The organism is Patulibacter americanus DSM 16676, from assembly GCF_000420025.1.
Taxonomy (GTDB): Bacteria; Actinomycetota; Thermoleophilia; order Solirubrobacterales; family Solirubrobacteraceae; genus Patulibacter; species Patulibacter americanus.
In genome coordinates, this window is record NZ_ATUD01000009.1 from 26,587 (window position 1) to 52,119 (window position 25,533).

Below are 25,533 nucleotides of genomic sequence, written 5' to 3' on the forward strand. Positions count from 1 at the left end.
CGCCCTCCGGCCCGCGGGGCCCCGCGACGCCGGCGCCCCGCTCCCTACGGTCGGTAGCTTCGCGCCCGGCCGTCCCGTGGTTGGCCAGCCAGCCAGGTACTATGCCCGGGCCACCGTCGGCACTCCGCCGACGGCCGCGTCCGGGCGCGGGCACAGGGCCCTCTCGAGGGCTCCGTGGGGCAGCACCGAGCACAGGAGTTCCACATGGGCAGCACCGACGCGCTGGTCTTCGAGGCCATTCGCACCCCCCGCGGCAAGGGCAAGAGCAACGGCTCCCTGCACGGGACCAAGCCGGTCGACCTCGTCGTCGGCCTCATGCACGAGACGCTGGGCCGCAACCCCCAGCTCGACCCGAACGCGATCGACGACGTCGTCCTCGGCTGCGTCTCGCCCGTGGGCGACCAGGGCGCGGACATCGCCAAGACCGCGGCGCTCAAGGCCGGCCTGCCGAACACGGTCGCCGGCGTCCAGCTCAACCGGTTCTGCGCCTCCGGCCTCGAGGCCGTGAACACCGCCGCGCAGAAGGTCGCCTCCGGCATCGGTGACGACCTGATCCTCGCCGGCGGCGTCGAATCCATGTCCCGCGTGCCCATGGGCTCCGACGGCGGCGCGTGGGCGATGGATCCCGAGACGAACTACGACACCCACTTCGTGCCCCAGGGCATCGGCGCGGACCTCATCGCGACGGTCGAGGGCTTCTCGCGCGAGGAGTGCGACGCCTTCGCCGCCCGCTCCCAGGAGCGCGCCGCCGCCGCCGAGGACGCCGGGTACTTCGGGGGCTCCGTCGTCGCCGTGAAGGACCTCAACGACCAGGTCGTGCTGGACCGCGAGGAGTTCATCCGCCGCGGCACGACCGTCGAGAGCCTCGGCAAGCTCAAGCCGTCCTTCGCGATGATGGGCGACATGGGCGGCTTCGACGCCGTCGCCCTGCAGAAGTACCACTGGGTCGACGAGATCAACCACGTCCACCACGCCGGCAACTCCTCGGGCATCGTCGACGGCGCCGCCCTGCTGACGATCGGCAACGCCGAGGCCGGCGAGCGCAACGGCCTCAAGCCCCGCGCCCGCATCGTGTCGACGGCCGTCTCCGGTGCCGACCCGACGATCATGCTGACGGCCCCCGGCCCCGCCTCGCAGAAGGCGTTGAAGAAGGCCGGTCTGAAGGCGTCCGACATGGACCTCATCGAGATCAACGAGGCGTTCGCCGCGGTGGCGCTTCGCCTGATCCAGGACCTCGACATCGATCCCGAGATCACCAACGTCAACGGCGGCTCCATCGCCATGGGCCACCCGCTCGGCGCGACCGGCGGCATGATCCTCGGCACGCTGATCGACGAGCTGCACCGTCGTGGCAAGCGCTACGGCCTCGCGACGCTCTGCGTCGGCGGCGGCATGGGCATCGCGACCGTCGTCGAGGCGATCTGAGCCCCGGCTCCGATCCGCACCTCCAGAGGAGAACGCACCCCATGAGCCACACGAACACCATCCGCTGGGAGGACGCCGGCGACGGCGTCGTCAACCTGGTCCTCGACGACCCGAACCAGTCCGCCAACACGATGAACGCGGACTTCGGCGCCTCGCTGACCGCCGCCGTCGACCGCCTCGAGGCCGAGAAGGAGTCGGTCAAGGGCGTCGTCATCACCTCGGCGAAGAAGACCTTCTTCGCCGGCGGTGACCTGAAGGACATGATCAAGGCCACGAAGGCCGACGCCCCGGCCATCGGCGCGCAGGTCCGCGGCATCAAGGCCGACCTGCGCCGGCTCGAGAAGCTCGGCCGCCCGGTCGTCTCGCTCGTGAACGGCGCCGCGCTCGGCGGCGGCCTCGAGATCACGCTCGCGACGCACCACCGCGTCGTCGTGGACTCGCCGAAGATCAAGCTCGGCCTGCCCGAGGTCACCCTCGGCCTGCTCCCGGGTGGCGGCGGCGTCACCCGCGTCATCCGCATGCTGGGCATCGCCAACGGCCTGATGCAGGTCCTGCTCCAGGGCCAGCAGATGCGCCCGGACAAGGCGAAGGAGATCGGGCTCGTGTCCGAGCTCGTTGCCTCGCCGGACGACCTGCTCGCGGCCGGCAAGCGCTTCATCGCCGAGAACCCCGAGGCCGTGCAGCCCTGGGACGTCAAGGGCTACAAGATCCCGGGCGGCACGCCGAGCAACCCGAAGCTCGCGGCGAACCTGCCTGCGTTCCCCTCGAACCTGCGCAAGCAGCTCAAGGGCGCGAACATGCCGGCGCCGAAGAACATCATGGCCGCCGCGGTCGAGGGCGCCCAGGTCGACATCGACACGGCGTTCGAGATCGAGGGCCGCTACTTCGTGGACCTCGTCACCGGCCAGGTGGCGAAGAACATGATCCAGGCGTTCTTCTTCGACATGCAGGCCGTGAACGGCGCGCGTGGCCGCGCGAAGGACCGCGAGTCCTGGGCCGCCACGAAGGTCGTGGTGCTCGGCGCAGGCATGATGGGCGCGGGCATCGCGTACCAGTGCGCCAAGTCCGGCATCGAGGTCGTCCTGAAGGATGTCTCGCAGGAGGCGGCGGACCGCGGCAAGGGCTACTCCGAGAAGCTCGTCGCCAAGGGCATCGAGCGCGGCAAGGTGACGCAGGAGAAGGGCGACGCCCTCCTCGCCCGCATCACCGCCACGGACGACCCGTCCCACGCACAGGACGCGGACCTCGTCATCGAGGCCGTCTTCGAGGACCCGAAGGTCAAGGCGCAGGTCTTCGCCGAGATCGAGCCGTTCCTCAAGCCCGACGCGCTCCTGGGCTCGAACACGTCGACGCTGCCGATCACCGAGCTCGCCGAGGGCGTCTCCCGGCCCGACGACTTCATCGGCGTGCACTTCTTCTCCCCGGTGGACAAGATGCCGCTCGTCGAGCTCATCAAGGGCGAGAAGACGTCGGACGACACGCTCTCCCGCGCGCTGGACCTCGTGAAGCAGATCGGCAAGGTGCCGATCGTCGTCAACGACTCGCGCGGCTTCTTCACCTCGCGCGTCATCGGCACGTTCATCAACGAGGGCATCGCGATGCTCAAGGAGGGCGTCCCGGCGCGCTCCATCGAGCAGGCGAGCTCGCAGGCCGGCTACCCCGCGCCCGTGCTGCAGCTCTCGGACGAGCTGAACCTGAACCTGATGGCGAAGATCCGCAAGGCGAGCAAGGAGGCCGCGGGCGACGCCTGGGTCGACCACCCCGCCTTCGAGGTCATCGACCACATGCTCGAGCAGGGTCGCGGGGGCCGCCTGGCCGGCGCCGGCTTCTACGACTACGAGGACGGCAAGCGCACGAAGCTCTGGTCCGGCCTGCGCGAGACGTACGGCGCGAAGGCGATCCCGGGCAACACGGACCCGGCGACGCTCTCGCTCGTGGACTACGAGGAGCGCATGCTCTTCGCCGAGGCCCTCGAGACCGTGAAGTGCCTGGACGAGGGCGTGCTGGAGACGGTCTCCGACGCGAACATCGGCTCGATCCTCGGGATCGGCTTCCCGGCCTGGACGGGCGGCGTGCTGCAGTACATCAACGGCTACGTCGACCCGCGCGACCCGGAGGGGACGACGACGGGCCCGGCGGGCTTCGTCGCCCGCGCCCGCGAGCTCGCCGCGGAGTACGGCGACCGCTTCGAGCCGCCCGCGTCGCTGGTGGCCAAGGCCGAGGCCGGCGAGACGTACGCGGACGAGTCGGTGCTCGCCAAGGCGTAAGCCCCGACACCGTGCGGCGCCCCGGTCGGGGCGCCGCAACCGGGGCACCCGCGTTCCGCACCGCGCGGGCCTCGTCCATAGACTGTGCGGATCGTGACGAGGGGGCTCATGTGCGCGTGAGGGTTCTGGGCAAGTCGCCCGCCTGGCAGGACGTCGACGGGGCGTGCAGCGGGTACCTCGTCGAGGAGGGCGACTACCGGCTGCTGCTCGAGTGCGGCAACGGGGTGTTCGGCAAGCTCCGGGCGCACATCGACTACGTCGACCTCGACGCCTGCGTGATCTCGCACTGTCACGCGGACCACACGCTGGACCTCGTGCCCTACAGCTACGCGCTGGTCTTCGCCCCGCGCCAGCAGCCAGTCCCCGTGCCGCCGTGGCCGGGCACGGACGACCCGGCGCGCCCGGAGCTGCACCTGCCGCCGGGCGGCGAGAAGGTCATGCGCACCGTGATGACGGCGTGGGGGATGCCGGAGCTCGTCGAGCGGGCGTTCCGGTCCTCGGAGTACGACCCCGAGGCCGTGCTGACGCTGGGGCCGCTCGAGATCCGCTTCCGTGCCGTCCCGCACTTCGTCCCCGCGTACGCGGTCGAGGTCCGCTCGACGGTCACGGGTGGCCGCTTCGTCTACGGCTCGGACTGCGCGCCGAACGAGGACCTCGTGGACTTCGCGCAGCACGCCGACCTGTTCTTCGTCGAGGCGACGCTGCCGCGCCCGGAGCGCTCCGGCCCCCGCGGCCACCTGACGGCCGGCGAGGCCGGCGAGGCTGCGGCCCGGGCGGCCGTCAAGCGCGCGGTGCTCGTCCACATCTCCGACGAGGAGGACGCCTCGGTGGCCCTCGAGCGCGCCCGCGAGACCGCGGGCGACGTCCCCGTCGAGATGGCGGCCGCCGAGAGCATCTACGACCTGTAGGGCCGGCCGCCCCGGCGGGCGGGCCGCGCCGCGGGCGGCTTCGGCACGATTCGGCCCGGGGCGCACGGGTCGGCGCGCGCAGGGTTAAAGTCGCGCCATGCGTTCTCGCGAAGGCGATCTGTTCGCCAACTTCGAGCGGATGCGCCGCGAGATGGACGAGCTGTTCGGCGGCGTGCTGGAGCGCGGGCTGCACGGCCGCCAGGCCCGTGCCGGGTTCGAGCCGGCCGTCGACGTGTACTCCGAGACGCCCGAGGGCGGGGAGCGGCGCGTCGTGGTGCAGGCGGAGCTCGCGGGCATCGACCCCGACCGCGTCGGCCTGGAGATCCGCGGGCGCGAGCTCGTGCTGGCGGGGCACCGCGAGGCGGGCGCCGCGGAGGGCCGCGCCTACCAGCAGATGGAGATCGGCACGGGGCCGTTCCGCCGGGTGGTGCCGCTCGGGGCCGAGGTCGTCGCGGACCGCGCGCGGGCGACGTACCGGGACGGCATCCTGCGGGTCGAGCTGCCGTTGCGCCCCGACGCCGACGGCGCCCCGCAGCGTGGTGCGACCTCGTGATCGAGATCGTCTCGGATCCCACCCAGGCCCAGGAGGTCGAGGTGCGCGCCGAGGGCGTCGGGGCGGACGGCGGCCCGCTGCCCGTCCTGCCGCTGCGCGACGTCGTGCCGGTGCCCGACACGATGCTCCCGCTGGCGATCGGCCAGGAGCGGTCGGTCAAGCTCGTCGACGACGTCCTCGCGGGCGACCGGCGGCTCGTCCTGGCGGCGTCGCGGAACGCCGAGGTCGAGGCCCCGGGTCCGGAGGGCGTGCACGACGTCGGCGTGGTCGGCCAGGTCGTGCGCATGCTGAAGGTGCCCGACGGCACGCTGCGGCTGCTCGTCCAGGCGACCGCGCGGGTGCGGCTGACCCGGTTCACCCAGAGCGAGCCGTACCTCGTCGCCGAGGTCGAGGACCTGCCGGACCTGCTGGACGGCGAGCCGTACCGTCCCGTCGCCCGCGGCGAGGCGGGGGAGGCCGCAGGCGGCGCCGGTCCCCGCGCCGATCCGCCCGCGGAGCTGGTCGCGCTCCACCGCAGCGTGCAGGAGACGTTCTCGAAGATCGTCGAAGCGCTCCCGTACCTGCCGGAGGAACTGCAGCTCGCGGTCGCGAACATCGACGACCCCGTCGCCCTCTCGCACCTCATCGCGGGGTCGCTGCGCATCGCCACGGAGGAGAAGCAGGCGCTGCTCCAGGAGGTCGACGTCCAGGCCCGCCTGCGCCGCCTCATGGCGATCCTGGCGCGCGAGCTCGAGGTCATCTCGATCGGCTCCGAGATCCAGTCGCAGGTGCAGTCCGAGCTCGACAAGGGGCAGCGGGAGTACGTGCTGCGTCAGCAGCTCAAGGCGATCCGCGAGGAGCTGGGGGAGGAGGACCCGCTCGAGGCCGAGCTGGCCGAGCTCCGCGAGCAGCTCGACGCGCTCGACCTGCCCGACGTCGTCGAGACGCAGGCGGAGCGCGAGCTGCACCGGCTCGAGGCGATCCCGCAGGCCTCGGCCGAGCACGCCGTCGTCCGCACGTACCTCGAGTGGATCGTCTCGCTGCCCTGGAACGACCGCACGCGCGACGACCTGGACCTGAAGCACGCGCGCGAGGTGCTCGACGCCGACCACTTCGGGCTCGAGGACATCAAGGACCGCATCCTCGAGTTCCTCGCCGTCCGGCAGCTCAAGCCCGACGCGCGGGGCACCATCCTCTGTCTCGTGGGCCCGCCGGGCGTCGGCAAGACGTCCCTGGGCAAGTCCATCGCGCGGGCGATGGGCCGCAACTTCGAGCGCATCTCGGCGGGCGGCGTGCGCGACGAGGCCGAGATCCGCGGCCACCGCCGGACCTACATCGGCGCGATGCCGGGGACGATCATCCGCGCGATGCGCGACGCGGGCTCGAACAACCCGCTGCTGATGATCGACGAGATCGACAAGACGGCCTCCGCCGGGCCCGGCGGCACCGGCGGCGTCGAGTCGGCGATGCTCGAGGTGCTGGACCCGGAGCAGAACGACACGTTCCGCGACCACTACCTCGACGTGCCGTTCGACCTCTCGCGCGTCATGTTCGTGACAACGGCCAACACGCTCGACACGATCCCGGGGCCCCTGCGCGACCGCATGGAGGTCATCCGCCTGGCCGGCTACACGGCGCAGGAGAAGCTCGAGATCGCCAAGCGCTACCTCGTGCCGCGGCAGCTGGACCGCCACGGCCTGCGCCGCTCCTGGATCAGCTTCGGCGACCCCGCGCTGCGCACGTTGATCGAGGACTACACGCGCGAGTCCGGGGTGCGCAACCTCGAGCGCGAGATCGGGCGCGTGGTGCGCAAGATCGCCCGCCAGGTCGTCGAGGGCGAGCAGGACGTCGCCTCGCCGACGACGGGCGGGAAGCCCAAGCGGATGACGGTGACGAAGGCGAAGGTCGAGGAGCTGCTCGGCCGGGGCACCTGGGCGGGATCGTCCGAGATGCTGCGCCGTCGCACCCGCCGCCCCGGCGTGGCGACGGGTCTGGCGTGGACGCCCGTCGGCGGCGACGTGCTGTTCGTCGAGGCCGCCGCGATGCCGAAGTCCGGGGCCCAGCCCACGCTCACGACCACGGGGCAGCTCGGCGACGTCATGCAGGAGTCGGTGCGCGCCGCGCTGACCTGGGTGCGCGGCAACCTCGCGGTCGTCGCCCCCGGCGTGGAGGCCGACTGGTTCTCGCAACACGACCTCCACGTCCACGTACCCGCCGGCGCGACGCCGAAGGACGGGCCCTCGGCCGGCATCACGATCGCCACGGCGCTGGCCTCGCTGCTGACGGGACGCGAGGTCGAGCAGCACGTCGCGATGACGGGCGAGATCACGCTGACCGGCGAGGTGCTGCCGATCGGCGGCCTGAAGGAGAAGGCCCTCGCGGCCCAGCGCAACGGCGTCCGCTGCGTGATCGCGCCACGGGAGAACGAGCGCGACGTGGACGAGATCCCCGAGCCGCTGCGCTCGCGGATCGACTTCGTGTGGGTCGAACGCGTCGAGGAGGTCCTGGAGCAGGCCCTCGGTGGTTTCGGTACGACGACCCCCGGGTAGGCGTCCAAGGTCGATAGGCTCACAGGCGTTCGGCCTCACCACCCCGAGACGGAGGACCATGGCGTTGAAGACGCAGTCCAAGAAGCAGAAGACGCAGGCCAAGGCCGCACGCAAGGCCGCGAAGAAGGTCGGCAAGTCCGCCTCGAAGCAGATCGCGGCGCGTGAGGACGCGGTGCGGAACCTGATCGAGAACCAGGACCTGCACGACGACCTCCGCAACCTCGCCGAGGCCGCGAAGACCGCGTACGCGCGTGTCGCCGGCAACCCGCAGGCCCTCCTGCAGGACAAGAAGGTCCACAGCGAGGTCCGCGCCGGCACGAGCGCCCTCCTGGACGCGAAGAGCCAGCTCGTCGGCAAGCCGCCGAAGAAGAAGAAGCGCGGCCGCTTCTTCCTCCTCACGCTGATCAGCTCCGCCGTCGCCGTCGCGACGGTCCCGGCGCTGCGCACGAAGGCGCTCGACCTCGTCTTCGGCCCGGAGGAGGAGCTCGACTACTCCGTCGGCTCCGCCGCCGGCACGCCGTCGTCGAACGGCAACGCCGCGGTCTCCAACACCGCCAGCTCGCCCGTCACCGGCAGCTGAGTTCTCGCCGGACGTCGCGCCTCAGGGCGCGGGGTCCGGCCGGGTCGTCGTCGCCCTCGGGCGACGGCGGTCCTCTCGGGGCCTTCGGGCCCCACCGTCGACCCCGACGCCTCGTCGCGCACGCGACCGGGCGTCGGCGGTCCCTCGGCTGGCCAGCCAGCCAGCTATCCTCCCTTCCGTGGCCACGGAGGAGACCAAGCGGCAGCTCGCGACGGACAAGGCGCTCCGCATTGTCGACGCCATGCGTTCGAGCGTCGCGCGCCGCGGCGTCGCCGGCTCCACGTTCGACCACGTCGCGCGCGAGGCCGGGGTCTCCCGCGGCCTGCTGCACTACTACTTCGGGTCGAAGGAGCGGCTGCTCGTCGAGGTCGCCAAGCGCGACTCCGAGGTCCGCTTCGCGGCGATGGCCGCCCAGCTCGAGCGGGCGCAGAACGCCGACGAGCTCGTCGGCCAGTGGGTCCGCTCGCTCCAGGCTACGGTGAAGCACGAGCCCGAGTTCGTGACGATGCTGCTCGAGCTCTACACGCTCGCGCAGCGCAATCCGGAGATCGCCGACGAGCTCGCCGGGGTCATGCAGGGCATGACGGACGCGATCGCCCACCGCAGCCGCCAGCTGCAGGAGGAGGGCGTCATCGAGCTCGTGGCCGACCCCGAGACCGTCGCCGACGTCATGCTCGGCTTCGGCTACGGCATGGCCCTCCGCCTGCTCGCCGACCCCTCGCGGGACATGGACAGCGCGATCGAGGTCGCGGCGACCGCGGCCCGCGGGCTCTACCGGGACCTGTAGACGGCCAGGGACTCGGAGGCCCCGCGGGTGGGCGGTACCGCCCGGCGGGTGCCCCGAGCCCAGTCGCCGTCCTAGACGACGGGGCCCGCGGCGCTCGGGGCGGGGCCCGCATCCCCTCTCCGGGCCACGCCGAGGGCCATGGGGGAGACCGGGACCGGGGCCCAGCGCGGGGCGACCTGCACGTCCCGGTGGCGCACCCGCTCAAAGCCGGCGCGGTCGATCGCCGCCACGGCGTGGCGGTGCGTGTGGCAGCCGCCGAAGGCCCGGGGCCAGACCGTCGCGTCGGCGGCGCGCTGCACGACGCCGAGCGCGCCGTCCGTCGCCACGTGCTCGTAGTACCGCAGCTCCCCGCCGGGCCGCAGCCGGTCGTAGGCGGCGCGCAGCGCGGCGTCCACGTCGGGGACGGAGCACAGCACGAGCGAGCAGACCACCACGTCGAAGGCACCGACGGCCTCGGGCGGCAGGTCCTCGAACGTGCCGTCGGCGACGACGAACCGGGGGGCCGCGCCGGAGCGGGCCGCGTCCTGTGCGGCGGCGCGGGCCTCGAGACGCAGGCGCGCCTCGGGCTCGACGGCGACCACCTCGGTCACCCCGGGCCCGTAGTGCGCGAAGTTCGCTCCCGTCCCCGCGCCGACCTCGAGCACGCGACCAGTCGCGCCGTCGAGCAGCATCCGGCGGCCCTGCGTCAGCGCCGCCGGCTCCCGCCGCATGAGCCACGACCAGACCGCGGAGAAGCGGGGGTGATCGACGGCGGGGGCGGACATGGGTCGACCCTAGTCGCCACCCGCACCCCCTCGGGTGCCCCGGGCCGTGCCGCAGTCCGACGCGGCGCGGCTCGAGACGCCCGGGGTGGGGCCCGGCCTCTTCCCTATTCGCCCTTGGGCGAGACCCAGTCCTGCGCCAGGCGGCCGGCGAAGAGCGGGACGAGGTCGTCGATCGCCACGCGGGTCTGCTCGAGCGAGTCGCGGTCGCGGACGGTGACGGTGCGGTCCTCGAGCGTCTGGTGGTCGACCGTGACGCACCACGGGGTGCCGATCTCGTCCTGGCGGCGGTAGCGCTTGCCGATGGCGCCGGACTCGTCGTACTCCGTCTGGCCGACGCGGCGCAGGGTGTCGCGGATCTCCTGGGCCAGCTCGGGCTGCCCGTCCTTCTTCACGAGCGGGAAGACGGCGATCTTGATCGGGGCCAGGCGCGGGTGCAGGCGCAGCACCGTGCGGACGTCGCCGCCCTCGAGCTCCTCCTCGTCGTACGCGTCGGCGAGGAACGCCAGGGTCGCGCGACCGACACCGGCGGCCGGCTCGATGACGTGCGGGACGTAGCGCTCCTTCGAGGCCTCGTCGTAGACCTCGATCTTCGTCTTCGCGCCCTTGGCGTGCTGGGTCAGGTCGAAGTCGCCGCGGTCCGCGACGCCCTCGAGCTCGGACCAGCCGATGGGGAACAGGTACTCCACGTCCGCGGTACGGGACGAGTAGTGGGAGAGCTCGTCGTCGTCGTGGGCACGCAGGCGCAGGTGGGAGGGGCGGACGCCGAGGTTCGTGTACCAGTCGAAGCGCGCCTGCTTCCAGTGCTCGTACCACTCCGTCGACTCCGCCGGCGGAACGAAGAACTCCATCTCCATCTGCTCGAACTCGAGCGTGCGGAAGATGAAGTTGCCCGGGGTGATCTCGTTGCGGAAGGACTTGCCGATCTGCGCGATGCCGAACGGCGGCTTCTTGCGCGAGATCGCCAGGACCTGCTTGAAGTCGACGAAGATGCCCTGCGCCGTCTCGGGCCGCAGGTAGACCGTGGACGCGGACTCCTCGACCGTGCCGATCTGGGTCTTGAACATGAGGTTGAACTCGCGCGGCTCGGAGAGCTCGCCCCCGCAGACGGGGCAGATCACCGTGGCGGGATCCTCGCCGGCCTCGACGGCGGCCTCCTGCAGGTGGTCCAGGCGGAAGCGCTTCTTGCACTTGCCCAGGCACTGCACGAGCGGGTCGGAGAACCCGTCGAGGTGGCCCGAGGACTTCCACACGTCGGGGTGCTGGATGATCGCGGAGTCCAAGGCGACGATGTCGTCGCGGTCCTGGAGCATCGCCTTCCACCACTCGGCCTTCACGTTCTGCACGAGCAGCACGCCGTAGTGGCCGTAGTCGTAGGTGTTCGCGATGCCGCCGTAGATCTCCGAGGCGGGGAACACGAATCCGCGCCGCTTGCAGAGGGCGACGATCTTGTCCATGGTGACGACGTCGGAGGCCATGGGCAGGAGGGTACGCGGCGGACCGCCACGGCCGTGGGGCGGCCGATTCCCGCCAGCCCGTGGTGCCGCCGCCGCGGCTCCCCTACCCGCCAGTAGGAACGACTGGCGCGGGCTCTCGACCGACGGTAGGGTCGGCGCATGCCCCTCGCCCGTCGCACCCGTACCGCGCCGCCTCCGAAGCTCGGCCCCCGCGGCCGGATGGAGCGGCAGTTCCTGCGGATCCTCGGCGCCCGCGGCGGCCCGAACCGGCGCGTGCACCTGCGGCGCCCGACCGTCCGCGAGGGCCAGGTCCTCGACGCGCCGACGCAGGCGATGCTCGCCCTCCGCGACCGCCTGCAGTACCCGGCGTGGCACGAGCAGCCCGTGGAGCAGGCCCGGCGCACGCTGCGGCACGAGGCCGTCGTGGCGTCGGGCCGGCCCATCGCGGTGGGCGCGGCCGACGCGCTGCGGGTCGACGGAGCGGCCGGCCCGCTCGACGCCCGGCTCTACCGGCCCGGCGGCGCGCACAACCCGGCGCTGACCTGGCAGCCGGCGGGCGAGCGCCTGCCGCTGCTCCTCTTCTTCCACGGTGGGGGCTTCGTCCTGGGCGACCTGGACTCCCACGACGCGCTCTGCCGCCTCCTCTGCGCCAGTGCCGGCATCCTCGTGCTCTCCGTCGACTACCGCCTGGCGCCGGAGCACCCGTGGCCGGCGGCGCCCGACGACGCCTTCGCCGCCTGGCGCTGGGTGGTCGAGCACGCCGAGGGCCTGGGCGCCGACTCCGAGCGCCTAGCGCTCGGCGGCGACAGCGCCGGCGGCAACCTCGCCGCGATCACCGCGCAGGCCGTCCGTGACCACGGCGGCGTCCAGCCGGCCGGGCAGCTCCTGCTCTACCCCGCCGTGGACTGGTCGCGCGAGTACGCGTCCCGGGTGGCGTTCGGCCACGGCTTCTACCTCGAGGGCGCGTCGATGGACTGGTGCGAGCACCACTACCTCGGCGTGCCCGGCACCCCGGGGGCGGTCGATCGGACCGACGTGCGCGTGTCGCCGCTCCTGGGCGACCTGCGGGGCCTCGCGCCCGCCCTCGTGGTCACGGCGGGCTTCGACCCGCTGCGCGACCAGGGCGAGGCGTACGTGGAGGCGCTGCGCGAGGCCGGCACGCCCGTCCTCGGCCGCCGGATGCCGGATCTCATCCACGGCTTCGGCAACACCCCCGGTGTGGGGCGGCGCTCGCGGGAGGCGATGCTCGAGGTCGCCGCGCTCCTGCGGGGCATGCTGGAGATCGCGCCCGCACGCGACCGCGCGGCGGCCGGGGAGCGCGCGGGCGCCGCGCACTGACCCCGCCCTTGGCACTCCCGCGTCGAGAGTGCCAAGGAGGCGTGGTTCGCGCCGGGTCCTGCCTATACTTCGGGGCCCATGCCCATCTACGAGTACCGACGTCCCGACGGCACCACCTTCGACGTCCTCCAGAAGTTCTCCGACGACGCCCTCACCGAGGACCCGGAGACGGGCGTCCCGGTCCGGCGCGTCCTGAGCGCGCCGGCGATCCACTTCAAGGGCAAGGGCTTCCACAACACCGACTACGGCACGAAGAAGCGGCCGGTCGGTGGGGGCGAGTCCGGCTCGTCGTCGGGATCTTCGGACTCCTCCGGCTCGTCCTCGTCGGACTCGGGCTCTTCGTCCTCGTCGGACTCGAGCTCCTCGTCCTCGTCCTCGTCGTCGGATTCGTCCTCCTCGTCGAGCTCCTCGAGCTCGTCGGACAGCGGTTCGGGCGGCGGCGCGGCGTCGAAGCCGGCCTCGAGCGCCACGAAGGACTGACGGGGGTCGGCCCGTGCCGATCTACGAGTACCGGCGTCCCGACGGGACCACGTTCGAGGTTCTGCAGAAGTTCTCCGACGACGCGCTGACCGAGGACCCGGAGACGGGCGTCCCGGTCCGGCGCGTGTTGAGCGCGCCCGCGATCCACTTCAAGGGCAGCGGCTTCTACACGAACGACTACGGCACCCAGAAGGGCAACCGCGAGCTCGAGCGCGCCGCCGAGGCGGGCGCCGACGCGCACGACGACAAGATGCGCAAGCAGCGCGACGAGCGGGCGAAGGCCGCGAAGGCGGACGCCGCCAAGCCGCCGCGCCCGCCCAAGAACCCCTGAGCCGGCCGGGCAGGGACCGCCGGCCCGGCCCCGGGACCGGATTGGGGGGCCCTGCCTCGGGCGCGCCGGCACAGCACGGGCTCGGACCCGGTCAGTCCTCCCGCCGGAAGCGCCGGCCGGCCCCGGACGCGGTCCTGGCGCGTCCGAGGCCCCGTCTCCTCACTAGCGGTCGAAGCGGCGGCGGGCCTTGGCCACGTCCTCCGGCGAGACCGTGAGCGCCTGGCCGCCGTCGGCCAGCGTCTCGCCGCCGGACGGCTTGAGCACCGCGCTCGAGCCCTTGCCGGGGAGGAACTGGCCGATCGCCACGCCCAGCAGCGTGGGGCCGGACATGTCGCTCTTCACGGCCTGCGGGGCCTTCCAGGCGATGAGCGGCAGGCGCACGAACCCGGTGGGGGAGAGGATCCGGCGCTTCATCGCCCCGAGCAGCTCCTGCTGGCGGCCGGCGCGGTTCGTGTCGTCCTGGCCGGCGTCGCAGCGGTTCTTCCGCACCCGGGCCAGCGCCAGCGCCGCGGAGCCCTTCAGGGTGTAGGTCTCGCCCTTCTTCAGACGGAACGAGGTGCCGCCGAGGTACTTGTCGTACCCGATCGTCACGCCGGACCGCGGCTTCTTCGCCCCGCCGGAGACGTCGGCCGTCAGGCACGTCTTGGCCGTGTAGCGCACGCCGCCCATCGCGTCGATGAGGCCCGGGAAGTTCTCGAAGTCCATCGTCGCCACGTGGTTGACGGTGATGCCGGTGAGGGTCTCGACCGCCTGGACGGAGCCGCGGATGCCGTCGAACGCGTAGGCGGCGTTGATCTTCTGCCGCCCGTGGTCCGGGATGTCGACCGCGGTGTCGCGGGGGATGGAGAGCTTCGCGTTCGCGAACCCGCCCGTGCGGAAGAGCAGCATCGTGTCGGTGCGCGCGGCACCGCCGCTGCCCTCGCTGCCGGGCTCCTTCGATCCGGGCGGCCGGTCGTCCGTGCCGAGCACGAGCACGTTCGTCGGGGCGAACGGGGCACCCCCGCCGCCGAGGACCGCGTCGACCTTCCCGCCTTCCTGGTGGATCGTGGCCGAGAAGAGGAACAGCGCGAGCGAGAGCACGACCCAGCCGACGGCGGCCAGGAGCAGCAGTCGCACGACGCGGCCGACGCTCCAGCGGCGCCGACGGCGCGGTCCGCCGCCCCGACCGAAGCGACGCCGGCGCGGCCCGCCGTCCTCCGGGTCTCGCGGTCCGCCGTCGCGCCGACCTCCGCGGCGGGCCGCGTAGACCGTGTAGGGCGTGTCGTCGCCGGGGGCGTGGTCGTCGGCGGACGGATCGCCGGAGCGCGATCCGCCGCGGTCGTCGTAGCCGTCGTCGACCCGGTCGACGGGCTCGCGGCGGCGGCCCTGCGCACCCGCGGGCGGGCGCGGTCGGCGGGGCCGTCGGGCACCCCCGCCGCCGTACACGGTGTAGGGCGCGTCGTCCGCCGAGGAGCGTGCGCCGTCTCCGGCGTCGTCGTGGGGTCCCTGCATCGGGGGATATGGTGGCGGGCGTGCCGGAGGACTGCGTCATCGGTGTGGATCTCGGGGGGACGAAGCTGCTGGCCGGCCTCGTGAACCCCGAGCTGCGCGTGCTCGAGCGGACCTACCGCCTCGCGCCGCCGTCGAACGATCCGGAGGACCTCCTCCAGCTCGTGGTCGACGAGGTGCGCGAGCTGACCCACAGCGGGATCGTGGCCCCGAGTGACGTCGTCGGGGTCGGCGTGGGCATCCCGTCCCTGATCGATCAGGCGACGGGCGTAGCGGTCTCGACGGTCCACCAGCCCTTCGACGGCGTGCCCGTCCGCGACGAGTTGCAGGATCGCCTGCAGCTGCCCGTCGCGCTCGACAACGACGGCAACTGCGCGATGCTCGCCGAGTGGCGGGCGGGCGCCGCGCGGGGCTGCGACGACGCGGTGCTGATGACCGTCGGCACCGGCATCGGCAGCGGCGTCGTCGCCGGCGGGACCCTCATCCGCGGCTCGACCGGCGCGGCCACGGAGCTCGGCCACATGGTCGTCGACTTCGACGGACCCCTCTGCCCGTGCACGAACCGGGGGTGCCTCGAGGCGCTCGCCTCGGGCACCGCGCTGGGCCGCGAGGGCGCGCGTCTGGCCGGCCAGCGGCCCGGGTCGGCGCTCGCGCGCCTGGCCGGCGCGGGCGAGGTCATCACGGGCGTCACTGTCACGGAGCAGGCGCAGCTCGGCGATCGTGCGGCCCGCGAGGCGCTCGAGCGCGTCGGCACGCTGCTCGGCGTCGGCATCGCCAACGCGATGAACATCTTCAACCCCGAGGTCGTCCTCATCGGCGGCGGGGTCTCCGCGGCGGGCGAGATGCTCCTCGGCCCCGCCCGCACCGAGGCCCGCCGCCGGGCGCGTCCGCCCTCCAACGGCGTGCGCGTCGAGGCGGCGACGTTCGGGGCCGACGCCGGCATGGTCGGGGCGGCCGTGCTCGCGCTCGACCTGCTGCGCGACGGCACGCCGGCGTGGCAGGGCTGACGTGCACCCCCAGGACGAGCCGGACGCCGGCGAGCCGGACGCCGCGGAGCCGGCCGGCGAGGACACGCCTCACGGGGAGGCGACCGGCGAGGCGACGGCCGGCGAGGGACCCGCGCCGAGCCGCGCCGGCGGGCGCCTGATCGTCTGCGCGACCCCGATCGGGAACCTCGAGGACGTCACGCCGCGGGTGCTGCGCGCCCTGGCCGACGCCGACGTCGTGGCCTGCGAGGACACGCGCCACACCCGGCGCCTGCTCGACCGCTACGCCATCCGGCAGTCCACGATCAGCCTCCACGAGCACAACGAGGACGCCCGCGCCGGCGAGCTGATCGCCCGGATCGCGGCCGGTGACGTCGTCGCGCTCGTCAGCGACGCCGGCATGCCCGTGGTCTCGGACCCGGGCGGCAGGCTCGTCGCGGCGGTGCGCGACGCCGGGCTCGCCGTCGAGGCGCTGCCCGGCGCCTCGGCGCCCGTGACGGCCATCGCGGCGGCCGGCATCGTGTCGGACCGCTGGCGGTTCGTGGGCTTCCTGCCGCGGCGGAGCGAGGACACCGTCGCGCTGCTGCGTGACCCCGACACGACGGTGGCGTTCGAGTCGCCGAAGCGGCTCGTCGCCACGCTCCGGGCGATCGCGGCGCAGGACCCGGCGCGCGTGGTCGCGGTCTGCCGGGAGCTCACGAAGCTCCACGAGGAGATCGTGCGCGGCCCGGCCGGCGAGGTCGCCGAGCGCTACGCCGAGACGGGCGTGCGCGGCGAGGTGACGCTCGTGGTCGCCGGGGTGCCGGTCGAGGCGGCGGGGGCGGCCGACCTCGCGTCCGCCGTCGACGCGGTCGCCCGCCTGGTCGACGACGGGGCGCGCGCGAAGACCGCCTCCCGCGTCGTGGCCGAGCTCACGGGCCTGGGCGCCAACGAGCTCTACCGGGCGCTGCACGAGCGGGAGTGACCCCGCCGGGGCCGGGGGGGGCGGGAGACGCTCCCGGCCCCGACGCTTCAGGCCGTCAGCGGGTCCTCGAGCCCGCCGAGGCGGTCCGTGAGCTTCAGGTTCTCGGAGTAGTCGACGGGGACCGCGATCACGGTCACCCCGTCGGACGCGAGGCCCTCCTGCAGGGCCGGGAGCAGCTGGTCGGCGGCGGTGATCCGCACGCCCTTGCCGCCGAAGCTCTCGGCGAAGGCCACGACGTCGGGGTTGCCGAACTTCACCGCCGACGAGGTGCCCATGTCGAGCTCCATCTTCCACTCGATGAGCCCGTAGCCGTCGTCCTCCCACACGAGCACGCAGAGCGGGATCTCCTCCCGGACCGCGGTCTCGAGCTCCTGCGCGTTCATGAGGAACGCGCCGTCGCCCGTCGCCGCCAGGATCTTGGCGTCCGGCCGGGCGAGCTTGGCCCCGAGGGCGCCCGGGAGCGCGAAGCCCATGGTGGAGAGGCCGTTCGAGAGCAGGCAGGTGTTGGCCGCGTAGGTCGGGTAGAGCCGCGCCATCCACATCTTCACCGCGCCCGTGTCGGCGAGCACGATGTCGTCGCGCCCCAGGGCCGCGCGCGTGTCGGCGACGACGCGCTGGGGCGACAGGGGCACGCGGTCGTCGACGGCGTGCTGGGCCAGCTCGTCGCGCAGCGGGCCGGTGATCTTCTCCGCCGCGGCCGCGAGCGGGGTGGGGGAGGCCTCGCCGGTGCCCAGCGCCCCCGTCAGCAGCGCGAGCGAGCGGGCGATGGACCCGTGGAGCCCCACGTCGACGGGGTAGTGCGCGTCGACCTCGGCGGCACCCCGGTGGACGTGGACGATCTTCGCGTCGGCGTCCGGGTTGATCTTCTGGGGGTCGAACTCCTGCAGCTCGTAGCCCACCGCGATGATGGTGTCCGCGGCGTCGAACGCGAAGTTCACGTAGTCGTGGCTCATGAACCCGACCGTGCCGAGGCTGAGCGCGTGGTCGTCGGGGAAGACGCCCTTGCCGTGGAAGGTCGTGGCGACGGGGATGCCCGTGGCCTCGGCGAAGGCGACGAGCTCCGCGGTGGCGTCCTCGCGCGCCGCGCCGTGCCCCGCCAGCACGATCGGCCTGCGCGCCGCGCGGACGACGTCGGCGGCCCGGCCGACCTGGTCGTCCGTCGGCTCGTTCGGACGGACGCGGTCGATGCGCAGCGGCTTCAGGTCCGCCGACACGTCGGCCTTCTCGATGTCCTCGGGGATCGCGAGGAAGACCGCGCCGGGGCGCTCCGTCTGGGCCGTCTTGAACGCCTTCCGGGTCATCTCGGGCAGCGCCTCGGGCGTCGGCACCAGCGCGGACCACTTCGTGATCGGGTGAAACAGCGACACGAGGTCGACGCCCTGGTGGCTCTCCTTGTAGGAGCGGTCGCGGCCGACCTGGGCGGTGATGGCGACGAGCGGGGTGCTGTTCGTCGTGGCGTCGGCCACGCCGAGCTGCAGGTTGATCGCCCCCGGGCCGAGCGTGGCCGAGCAGACCGCGGCACGCTGGGTGAGCCGCCCGTACATCTCGGCCATGAACGACGCCGCCTGCTCGTGGCGCACGAGCACGTACCGGATCGACGACTCCTCGAGCGCCTGGACGACGTGGATGTTCTCCTCGCCCGGGATGCCGAACACGTACTCCACCCCCTCCTCTTCGAGACAACGGACGAGGAGCTGCGCGGCGGTGACGCTCATGGGGGAAGCCTCCGGGGTGGGGATCGCCCGAGTCTATGCACGGCCGGCGACCGGGCGGAGCGGGTGACGGTTCCGTGCCGGGCCGTGGCGGTCCCGCGCCGGGGTCGTGCCGATCCTGCGACGGCGGCCTCGACGGGGGTCCGCGGGCCTAGCGTCGCGTCATGGTCGACCAGCCGCCCCCGCTCGTTCGTCCCGTCCCGGGGGCGGTGGTCGCCGCCTTCACCTACGTGCGGGCCGACCCGTTCGCCGCCGGACGCCGCCGGGTGCTGCGGCTGCGCGCCGCGCGGGGGACGCCCGTCCGGGCGCCGTGCTCCGGGCGCGTGCGCTTCGCGGGGCGGACGCCGGGTGGCGACGCGGTGGCGGTGCGCTGCGGAGCGTGGTCGGCCACGCTCACCGGCCTGGGGGCCGTCACCCGCCGGTCCGGGGCGCGGGTGACCGCCGGGGCGCCCGTCGCGCGTGCGGGCGGCGGGCGCGGCGTCGGGCTGGGGCTGCGGCTCGCCCGGGATCCGTTCGGCTACGTCGACCCGGCCCCGCGGCTGGGCGAGCCCGCGGACCCGGGCACCTTCTCCCCCCTCGGGCCGGCGCCACGGGGCAGGCGGGCGGCCCCCCGGTCCGCGCCCGTACCCGGCCCGGCCGTTGCGCCCCGGCCGGCCCTCGGGCCCCGGCCGACCCTCGCGCCCCGGCCGGCGCCGACGGTTCGGCCGACGCCCGGGCGGGTCGTCGTCCCGGACGGCGGTGCGGTCGCGCTGCCGACCGTGGCGTGGGCGGGCCTGGGCCTGGCCGCGCTCGGCCTGCCCGTGGGCCTGGCCGGCCGCCGGCGGGTCCTCAGGCTGCGGCAGCCGACGGCGTCGGGCCGGGTCGCGGCGCGGTGAGCCGATGCCGGGCGCGGCGCGCGTCGGCCCCGTCGGGCCTCGCCGCCGGGCCGCCGGAGGCGCGCCGGTACCCTCCATGGGGCATGGGCTACTCCGTCACGACCCCGATCTTCTACGTCAACGCCGCGCCGCACCTGGGTCACGCGTACTCGACGATCGTGGCCGACGTCCTGGCCCGGCACCACCGCCAGCGGGGCGACGACGTCTTCTTCCTCACGGGCACGGACGAGCACGGCGAGCCCGTCGCCAACGTCGCCGCGGAGCGCGGCATCACGCCGCAGGAGCTCGTGGACGAGAACGCCCCGCGGTTCGAGGCGATGGGCCCCGTCCTCGAGTCCAGCAACGACTTCTTCGTCCGCACCTCGGACCCGCGCCACAAGACGGCGGTGCAGGAGTTCCTCACGCAGGTGAAGGACAACGGCTACGTCTACGAGGGCCAGTACGAGGGCTGGTACTGCCCGAAGTGCGCCGACTTCAAGACGGACCAGGAGATCGCGGAGGGCAACACCTGCCCGATCCACGGCATCGCCCTGATCCGCGAGTCCGAGAACAACTGGTTCTTCAAGCTCTCCGCGTTCCAGGAGCAGCTCGAGCAGCTCTACGCCGACCGCCCGGACTGGGTCGTGCCGCAGTCGCGGCGCAACGAGGCGCTCGCGTTCATCAAGGGCGGCCTGCAGGACGTCTCCCTCAGCCGCAACGCCATCACCTGGGGCGTCGAGGTGCCGTGGGACCCCGAGCACGTCTTCTACGTGTGGTGGGACGCGCTCCTCAACTACCGGACCGCACTGAAGTTCGGGCGCGAGGGCAGCGACCTCACCGAGAGCCACTGGCCGCCGACGCACGTCATCGGCAAGGACATCCTCAAGTTCCACACGATCTACTGGCCGGCGCTGCTCATGGCCGCCGGACTCGAGGTCCCCAAGCGCGTGATGGTCGGCGGGTTCCTGCTCGTCGACGGCGCGAAGATGAGCAAGTCGAAGGGCAACGTGCTGGACCCGTTCGCCGCGATCGAGCAGTTCGGGGCCGACGCCGTGCGGTTCTACCTGCTGCGCGAGGTGGCCTTCGGGCAGGACGGATCCGTCTCCTTCGAGGGGCTCAAGCTCCGCTACGAGAGCGAGCTGGCCAACGACTTCGGCAACCTCGCGTCGCGCTCCCTGGCGATGGTCCGGCGCTACCGCGACGGACGGGTGCCCGACGCGGCGCTCGACCCGGAGATCGCGGCGGCGTTCGACGGTCTCGGTGACGCCGTCGCGCGGCAGCTCGACGAGGGCCAGATCTCGCAGGCCCTCGAGACGATCTGGGAGCGCGTGCGCCGGCTGAACCGCTTCGTCGAGGAGCGGGCGCCGTGGACGCTCGCCAAGGCGGAGAAGAACGACGCCGCGTCGCCCGAGGCCCTCGACGTCGTGCTGCACACCCTCGTCGAGGGCGTGCGCGCGCTCGGCGTGCTGCTGCACCCGTGGCTGCCGACGAGCACGGAGACGCTGCTGGACGCGCTCGGCTGCCCCGACCTCGCCTGGTCGGGCACCACGCTGGGCTCGGGCACCCCGACGACGGTCGGCGAGCTCGCCCCGCTGTTCCCGAAGGACCGCGCCGAGTCGTCGGCGACCGCATGATCGACAGCCACACGCACCTCGACTCCTGCGGGCCGGGGAACGACGAGCTCGTCGGCAACGCGCGCGCCGCGGGCGTCCGGCGGATCCTCACCGTCGGCATGGACCCCGAGAGCTGCCGTACCGCGCTCGCCGCCGCCGACACGTTCGCCGAGGTCTGGGCCGCCATCGGCCGGCACCCCAACGCCGCCGCGGGCTACGACGACGCGGCGGCGGCCGACCTGCGGCAGCTCGCGGCGCACCCGCGCTGCGCCGCGATCGGCGAGACCGGCCTGGACTACTTCCGCGAGGGCGCGCCCGCCGACGACCAGCGCGCCGCGTTCCTCGACCAGATCGCGATCGCCCGCGAGACGTCCAAGCCGCTCGTGATCCACACCCGTGCCGCGGACGACGAGACGATCACCACGCTGCGCGAGCACGCGGCCGGCGTCACGGTGATCCTGCACTGCTTCTCCATGCCCTCGCGCCTGCACGAATGTCTCGAGGAGGGCTGGTACGTCTCCTTCGCCGGCAACGTGACCTACCCGAAGAACGCCGACCTGGCGCTCGCCGCGGCGACGGTCCCCGACGACCGGATCCTCGTCGAGACGGACGCGCCGTACCTCACGCCGCAGTCGCGCCGGCGCGAGAAGAACCAGTCGGCTTACGTGACCGAGACCGCCCGCTTCGTCGCCGCGCAGCGGGGGCAGTCCTACGAGGAGCTCGACGCCGCCGTCACGGCGAACGCGGCGCGGGTCTTCGGGTGGGACGCGTGAGCGAGGCGGAGGACGAGCGGCGCGCCATCGCCGCGGCGGCGACGGCCGACCCGGCGGGGGCGGGCGACGTCGTCCGCGACGGCGGGCTCGTCCAGCCCAGCCTCCGGCGCATGGCCGAGCACGGCGTGCGCCCGAAGCGCGAGCTGGGCCAGAACTTCCTCGTCGACGACAACATCCTCGGCGTCATCGCCCGCCTGGCCCAGCTGCGCGAGGACGACGTGGCGCTCGAGGTCGGCGGGGGACTGGGCGTGCTCTCCGAGCACCTCGGTGCCCGGGTCGCGGGGCTGCACGTCGTCGAGCTCGACCGGAGCCTCGAGGAGCCGCTGCGCGAGGCGCTCGCGCCGTACCCCGGAGCGCAGCTGCACTTCGGCGACGCGGTCAAGCTCGACCTCGCGGCGCTCGATCCGGCGCCCACGGTCTGCGTCTCCAACCTCCCCTACAACGTCGCCGCCACGGTCATCCTGCGCACGGTGGCCGAGGTCCCGAGCGTGGAGCGGTGGGTCGCGATGGTGCAGAAGGAGGTGGGCGAGCGGTTCGCCGCCTCGCCCGGCACGAAGGCCTACGGCGCGCCGTCCGCGCTGGCGCAGCTGTCCTGCGAGGTCAAGGTCCTCCGGGCCGTCTCGCGGCGGATCTTCGCGCCGGTGCCGAACGTCGACAGCGTGCTGCTCGGCCTCACCCGCGTGCGTCCCCCGGCGCCGAAGGCCGTGCGGGCGCTCGTCAACGCCGCGTTCCTCCACCGCCGCAAGGCCCTGGCGAAGTCCGTCTCGCTCGGCGCCCCGCGCGAGCACCAGACCGCCCGCCGCGACGCCGTCCGCGCCGCGCTCCAGGAGCTCGACCTGCCGCTCGACGTGCGGGCGGAGCGGATGCCCGCCGCGGCGTTCGCCGACCTGGCCCGCGCCGTCGCCCACGCCGAGGGCGACACGGCGACGGTCGCCCAGATCGACGCGTGGCGGGCGGCGGCGTGACCGGTGCTCCCGGCACCGGTGTGCCCGCGGCCGGGCTCCGCACCGCGGCCCCGGCGAAGGTCAACGCCACCCTCCTCGTGGGGCCCGTGCGCCCCGAGGACGGGCGGCACGAGCTGACCTCCGTCATGCAGTCCCTGGCCCTGCACGACGACGTGGCGCTCGTGCCCGCGGCGGAGGGGGCGACGGAGGACGCCGTGGACTGCCCCGGCGTCGAAGGCGACAACCTCGCCCTGCGCGCCCTCCGGGTCTTCCGCGAGGCCACGGGCTGGGATCCCGGGCCGCTCACCGTCCGGATCGTCAAGCGCATCCCCGTCGCGGCGGGTATGGCCGGCGGCTCCGCCGACGCCAGCGCCGTGCTGCGGCTGTGCGCCCACGCCTCCGGCCACGACGACCCGGCGCTGCTGGCCGGGTTGGCCGCGGCCCTCGGTGCCGACGTCCCCCACGGGCTCGAGCCCGGCCTGGCCCTCGCGGCCGGCGCGGGGGAGCGGCTCGAGCGGATCCCGGGCGTGCTGCCCGGCGCCCTCGTCGTCGTGCGCGCCGCCCTCGGCCTGTCGACCCCCAGCGTGTTCCGTCGCGCGGACGAGCTGGCGCCGCCGCGCACCGCGGCCGAGCTCGCCGCCGCCCGCGAGCGGGTCGCCGCGGCGTTGCGCGCCCCCGGCGGCCCCACGCTGCCCGCCGAGCTCGCCCAGAACGACCTCGGCCGCGCCGCCGTCGACCTGGCTCCCGTCGTCGGGGAGCACGTCGCCGCGCTGGCGGCGACGGGCGCGCATCCGGCCATGGTCTGCGGTTCCGGCCCGACGACGGTCGGCTGGTTCGCGGACGAGCCCGTGGCCCGCGACGCGGCGGAGCGCCTGCGCGCCGACGGCCTCGACGCGCTGGTCACCGTGCCGTCCGCCGGCGCGCCGGTCACTACGATCCCGCCCGCATGAGCCTCGCGAACCCGTCGGCCTGGGCCTCCGTCCCGCTCGCCCAGGTCAAGCCGCTCTGGCTGGGCCTGCTCGTCCTGGCCCCGCTCCTCCTCTGGTTCTTCCGCCGTCGGGGTGAGACCCCGGGCTGGGCGATCCCCGCCACCGTCGTCGCCGTCGTCGTCGGGGCGGTCCTCGGCAGCGGCCTGGTGACGCTGCCGTCCCTCGAGGACCTCCCCCTGCAGGAGTACGTCGAGGACGTCGGCGACGCCATCGGCGCGTGGGCCTACGTGCTCGTGGGCGTCCTGGCGTTCCTCGAGACGGGTGCGTTCGTCGGGCTCGTGGCGCCGGGGGAGACGTTCGTCATCCTCGGCGGCGTGCTCGCCGGCGAGGGCACGCTGGGCTACGGCACGCTCCTCGCGGTGGTCTGGGCCGCCGCGTTCCTCGGCGACACGGCCAGCTTCTGGCTCGGCCGCAAGCTCGGCCGCTCGTTCCTCGAGCGCCACGGCCCCAAGGTGAAGATCACCTCGGATCGCCTCGAGCACGTCGAGGGGTTCCTCGACAAGCACGGCGGCAAGGCGATCGTCATCGGCCGCTTCATCGGCTTCGTCCGCGCCGTGGCGCCCTTCATCCTCGGCTCGAGCGGCGTGACGTGGCGGCGCTTCGTGCCCTACGCCGTGGTCGGCAGCGGCCTCTGGGCGGCCCTCTTCGTCACGCTCGGCTACCTCTTCTGGCGCAGCCTCGACCGGTTGCTCGGTTGGGTGAAGCAGGGGGCGTTCGCGTTCGGCACCGCCGTCGTGGTCGTCGTCGCGATCGTCGCCGCGATCCACTGGCTCGGCGAGGAGGAGCACCGCCGGCAGGTCGGCGAGTTCTTCGACCGGCTCGGTCGCACGCGCGGCGGCCGGCTGGCGATCGCGGCCTGGCGTCCCTTCTCCGGGCCCGCCCGGTTCGTGTGGCACCGGATCACGCCCGGTGGGATCGGGCTCGAGGTCACGACCCTCGTCGCGGTCGCGGCCGTCGGGGCGTTCGCCTTCGTCGGCATCGAGTCGCTGCTCGACAACGGCACGCCCGCGACGACGACGTCGTACGACCGCGAGACGCTGCGCTGGGCCGACCGGCTCTCCTGGGGGCCGACGGAGACGCTCGGGCGGATCGGCGTCGTGCTCGGCTCCGCGCCCGTCGTCGGCGGCGCCTCGCTGCTGGCCGCGCTCTTCCTGTGGGTGCGCCGACGCCGCGTCGGCACCGCGATCGCGCTCGTGGCGTCGGTCGGCCTGACGCTGGCCCTGGCGGCCCTCGTCCGCGGTGGGGAGGAGCGCACCGCTCCCGGCTCCGCCCTCATCGACGTCGCGGGCTCGAGCTTCCCGTCGCTCGTCGCCGTCGGCGCCGCCATCTGGGTGGCGATCGCCGTGGCGCTCAGCCCGTCCGTCCGCCGGATCCCCGGCCGCGTCGGCCTGACGGGCCTGGCCGTGATCCTCGGCGTGCTCATCAGCTCCGCGCCGATCGTCCTGCGCACGGCCTACGTCTCCGACGTGCTCGCGGGCGCCGGCCTGTCCGCCGCCGTGCTCGCCCTCTGCGGCATCGTGGCGATCGTCGTCGGACACATCCGTCACACTCCGGGCGCATGACCGGGGACACCACCACCTACCTCGTGGCCGGCATCGGCGGGCTCATCGCGCTCGTCGTGGTGATCGCGCTCGTCTTCGTCCCGGTCATGCGCATGTACGCCACGTGGTGGCAGCGCGGGGCCGCCGCGGTCCTCGCGCTCGTCGTCGTGGGGGCGTTCGCGATGGGCGGCGTGTACGCCGGACTCAGCTTCGTGGACCGCTTCCTCAGCTGATCGCCGGGGGCCGTCCGGCGG

General features: G+C 73.8%; 23 protein-coding genes and 1 pseudogene. 19 read left to right on the forward strand and 5 right to left on the reverse strand.

Annotated elements, in window-relative coordinates; genetic code table 11:
* The first annotated feature begins 204 nt into the window (after window positions 1–204).
* The 7 genes from F593_RS0114675 to F593_RS0114705 all read left to right on the forward strand — a co-directional run bounded on the left by F593_RS0114675 (window position 205) and on the right by F593_RS0114705 (window position 9,048).
* Window positions 205–1,425, forward strand: coding sequence for an acetyl-CoA C-acetyltransferase (locus tag F593_RS0114675; protein ID WP_022929506.1), 1,221 nt, complete (start codon window positions 205–207; stop codon window positions 1,423–1,425).
* A 41-nt stretch (window positions 1,426–1,466) separates the two neighbouring features.
* Window positions 1,467–3,692 carry a 3-hydroxyacyl-CoA dehydrogenase NAD-binding domain-containing protein gene (locus tag F593_RS0114680; protein ID WP_022929507.1) on the forward strand — a complete coding sequence of 742 codons (2,226 nt, stop codon included), beginning with the start codon at window positions 1,467–1,469 and terminating at the stop codon, window positions 3,690–3,692.
* A 110-nt stretch (window positions 3,693–3,802) separates the two neighbouring features.
* On the forward strand, window positions 3,803–4,600 hold the full coding sequence (locus tag F593_RS0114685) for an MBL fold metallo-hydrolase (protein ID WP_022929508.1): 798 nt from the start codon (window positions 3,803–3,805) through the stop codon (window positions 4,598–4,600).
* Window positions 4,601–4,697: 97 nt separating this feature from the next.
* Window positions 4,698–5,153, forward strand: a complete 456-nt coding sequence (locus F593_RS25545; protein WP_022929509.1) for an Hsp20/alpha crystallin family protein — start codon at window positions 4,698–4,700, stop codon at window positions 5,151–5,153.
* On the forward strand, window positions 5,150–7,681 hold the full coding sequence (gene lon, locus F593_RS0114695) for an endopeptidase La (RefSeq protein ID WP_022929510.1): 2,532 nt from the start codon (window positions 5,150–5,152) through the stop codon (window positions 7,679–7,681). Before F593_RS25545 ends, lon begins: the two co-directional genes overlap by 4 nt.
* Before the next feature lie 58 nt (window positions 7,682–7,739).
* Entirely contained in the window at window positions 7,740–8,261 is a 522-nt protein-coding gene (locus tag F593_RS0114700) for a hypothetical protein (RefSeq protein WP_028721699.1), read from the forward strand.
* A gap of 178 nt (window positions 8,262–8,439) precedes the next feature.
* Entirely contained in the window at window positions 8,440–9,048 is a 609-nt protein-coding gene (locus tag F593_RS0114705; RefSeq protein ID WP_022929512.1) for a TetR/AcrR family transcriptional regulator, read from the forward strand.
* A gap of 71 nt (window positions 9,049–9,119) precedes the next feature.
* On the opposite strand, the gene F593_RS25550 is transcribed toward F593_RS0114705, so the two are convergent.
* Window positions 9,120–9,812, reverse strand: coding sequence for a class I SAM-dependent methyltransferase (locus F593_RS25550; RefSeq protein WP_022929513.1), 693 nt, complete (start codon window positions 9,810–9,812; stop codon window positions 9,120–9,122).
* A 104-nt stretch (window positions 9,813–9,916) separates the two neighbouring features.
* Window positions 9,917–11,287, reverse strand: a complete 1,371-nt coding sequence (locus F593_RS0114715) for a glycine--tRNA ligase (protein WP_022929514.1) — start codon at window positions 11,285–11,287, stop codon at window positions 9,917–9,919.
* Window positions 11,288–11,425: 138 nt separating this feature from the next.
* On the opposite strand from F593_RS0114715, the gene F593_RS25555 reads away from it, so the two are divergent.
* Entirely contained in the window at window positions 11,426–12,604 is a 1,179-nt protein-coding gene (locus F593_RS25555) for an alpha/beta hydrolase (protein ID WP_022929515.1), read from the forward strand.
* A gap of 78 nt (window positions 12,605–12,682) precedes the next feature.
* Window positions 12,683–12,820, forward strand: a pseudogene (locus tag F593_RS31215) (FmdB family zinc ribbon protein); the annotation flags it as partial.
* 26 nt (window positions 12,821–12,846) lie between these two features.
* On the opposite strand, the gene F593_RS30895 reads toward F593_RS31215, so the two are convergent.
* Entirely contained in the window at window positions 12,847–13,074 is a 228-nt protein-coding gene (locus tag F593_RS30895) for a hypothetical protein (RefSeq protein WP_033207639.1), read from the reverse strand.
* 23 nt (window positions 13,075–13,097) lie between these two features.
* On the opposite strand from F593_RS30895, the gene F593_RS28515 reads away from it, so the two are divergent.
* Window positions 13,098–13,415, forward strand: a complete 318-nt coding sequence (locus F593_RS28515; protein ID WP_022929517.1) for an FmdB family zinc ribbon protein — start codon at window positions 13,098–13,100, stop codon at window positions 13,413–13,415.
* Window positions 13,416–13,577: 162 nt separating this feature from the next.
* Here the strand turns inward: F593_RS28515 and F593_RS28520 are convergent, their stop codons facing one another.
* Entirely contained in the window at window positions 13,578–14,906 is a 1,329-nt protein-coding gene (locus F593_RS28520) for an LCP family protein (RefSeq protein ID WP_022929518.1), read from the reverse strand.
* Window positions 14,907–14,926: 20 nt separating this feature from the next.
* Between F593_RS28520 and F593_RS25575 the strand changes: the two genes are divergently transcribed.
* Both F593_RS25575 and rsmI read left to right on the forward strand, forming a co-directional pair.
* Window positions 14,927–15,910 carry an ROK family protein gene (locus F593_RS25575; protein ID WP_022929519.1) on the forward strand — a complete coding sequence of 328 codons (984 nt, stop codon included), beginning with the start codon at window positions 14,927–14,929 and terminating at the stop codon, window positions 15,908–15,910.
* 1 nt (window position 15,911) lies between these two features.
* Window positions 15,912–16,853, forward strand: coding sequence for a 16S rRNA (cytidine(1402)-2'-O)-methyltransferase (gene rsmI / locus F593_RS0114745; protein ID WP_022929520.1), 942 nt, complete (start codon window positions 15,912–15,914; stop codon window positions 16,851–16,853).
* A gap of 47 nt (window positions 16,854–16,900) precedes the next feature.
* On the opposite strand, the gene F593_RS0114750 is transcribed toward rsmI, so the two are convergent.
* Window positions 16,901–18,568, reverse strand: a complete 1,668-nt coding sequence (locus F593_RS0114750; protein ID WP_022929521.1) for an acetolactate synthase large subunit — start codon at window positions 18,566–18,568, stop codon at window positions 16,901–16,903.
* Window positions 18,569–18,729: 161 nt separating this feature from the next.
* On the opposite strand from F593_RS0114750, the gene F593_RS0114755 reads away from it, so the two are divergent.
* The 7 genes from F593_RS0114755 (at window position 18,730) to F593_RS0114785 (ending at window position 25,512) form a co-directional block, all read left to right on the forward strand.
* On the forward strand, window positions 18,730–19,440 hold the full coding sequence (locus tag F593_RS0114755) for a peptidoglycan DD-metalloendopeptidase family protein (RefSeq protein ID WP_022929522.1): 711 nt from the start codon (window positions 18,730–18,732) through the stop codon (window positions 19,438–19,440).
* An 83-nt stretch (window positions 19,441–19,523) separates the two neighbouring features.
* Window positions 19,524–21,053: a methionine--tRNA ligase gene (metG, locus tag F593_RS0114760; protein WP_022929523.1), complete on the forward strand. Its 1,530-nt coding sequence runs from the start codon at window positions 19,524–19,526 to the stop codon at window positions 21,051–21,053.
* Window positions 21,050–21,805: a TatD family hydrolase gene (locus tag F593_RS0114765; RefSeq protein ID WP_022929524.1), complete on the forward strand. Its 756-nt coding sequence runs from the start codon at window positions 21,050–21,052 to the stop codon at window positions 21,803–21,805. The genes metG and F593_RS0114765 overlap by 4 nt, the downstream gene beginning before the upstream one ends.
* On the forward strand, window positions 21,802–22,770 hold the full coding sequence (gene rsmA / locus F593_RS25580) for a 16S rRNA (adenine(1518)-N(6)/adenine(1519)-N(6))-dimethyltransferase RsmA (RefSeq protein ID WP_022929525.1): 969 nt from the start codon (window positions 21,802–21,804) through the stop codon (window positions 22,768–22,770). Before F593_RS0114765 ends, rsmA begins: the two co-directional genes overlap by 4 nt.
* On the forward strand, window positions 22,767–23,699 hold the full coding sequence (locus tag F593_RS25585; RefSeq protein ID WP_157251841.1) for a 4-(cytidine 5'-diphospho)-2-C-methyl-D-erythritol kinase: 933 nt from the start codon (window positions 22,767–22,769) through the stop codon (window positions 23,697–23,699). Before rsmA ends, F593_RS25585 begins: the two co-directional genes overlap by 4 nt.
* Window positions 23,696–25,300, forward strand: coding sequence for a VTT domain-containing protein (locus F593_RS28525; protein WP_022929527.1), 1,605 nt, complete (start codon window positions 23,696–23,698; stop codon window positions 25,298–25,300). The genes F593_RS25585 and F593_RS28525 overlap by 4 nt, the downstream gene beginning before the upstream one ends.
* Complete coding sequence (locus F593_RS0114785; RefSeq protein ID WP_022929528.1) at window positions 25,297–25,512, forward strand: hypothetical protein; 216 nt, start codon at window positions 25,297–25,299, stop codon at window positions 25,510–25,512. The genes F593_RS28525 and F593_RS0114785 overlap by 4 nt, the downstream gene beginning before the upstream one ends.
* Window positions 25,513–25,533: the final 21 nt, after the last annotated feature.

Bases quoted from the DNA above. Each gene is read 5' to 3' on its own strand.
- F593_RS0114750 (WP_022929521.1), bottom strand. From the start codon at position 18,568: ATGAGCGTCACCGCCGCGCAGCTCCTCGTCCGTTGTCTCGAAGAGGAG.
- F593_RS28525 (WP_022929527.1), top strand. From the start codon at position 23,696: ATGAGCCTCGCGAACCCGTCGGCCTGGGCCTCCGTCCCGCTCGCCCAG.
- F593_RS0114680 (WP_022929507.1), top strand. From the start codon at position 1,467: ATGAGCCACACGAACACCATCCGCTGGGAGGACGCCGGCGACGGCGTC.
- F593_RS0114755 (WP_022929522.1), top strand. From the start codon at position 18,730: ATGGTCGACCAGCCGCCCCCGCTCGTTCGTCCCGTCCCGGGGGCGGTG.
- F593_RS25550 (WP_022929513.1), bottom strand. From the start codon at position 9,812: ATGTCCGCCCCCGCCGTCGATCACCCCCGCTTCTCCGCGGTCTGGTCG.
- F593_RS28520 (WP_022929518.1), bottom strand. From the start codon at position 14,906: ATGCAGGGACCCCACGACGACGCCGGAGACGGCGCACGCTCCTCGGCG.
- metG (WP_022929523.1), top strand. From the start codon at position 19,524: ATGGGCTACTCCGTCACGACCCCGATCTTCTACGTCAACGCCGCGCCG.
- F593_RS0114715 (WP_022929514.1), bottom strand. From the start codon at position 11,287: ATGGCCTCCGACGTCGTCACCATGGACAAGATCGTCGCCCTCTGCAAG.
- F593_RS25545 (WP_022929509.1), top strand. From the start codon at position 4,698: ATGCGTTCTCGCGAAGGCGATCTGTTCGCCAACTTCGAGCGGATGCGC.
- F593_RS25555 (WP_022929515.1), top strand. From the start codon at position 11,426: ATGCCCCTCGCCCGTCGCACCCGTACCGCGCCGCCTCCGAAGCTCGGC.
- F593_RS0114785 (WP_022929528.1), top strand. From the start codon at position 25,297: ATGACCGGGGACACCACCACCTACCTCGTGGCCGGCATCGGCGGGCTC.
- F593_RS0114675 (WP_022929506.1), top strand. From the start codon at position 205: ATGGGCAGCACCGACGCGCTGGTCTTCGAGGCCATTCGCACCCCCCGC.
- F593_RS0114765 (WP_022929524.1), top strand. From the start codon at position 21,050: ATGATCGACAGCCACACGCACCTCGACTCCTGCGGGCCGGGGAACGAC.
- F593_RS0114700 (WP_028721699.1), top strand. From the start codon at position 7,740: ATGGCGTTGAAGACGCAGTCCAAGAAGCAGAAGACGCAGGCCAAGGCC.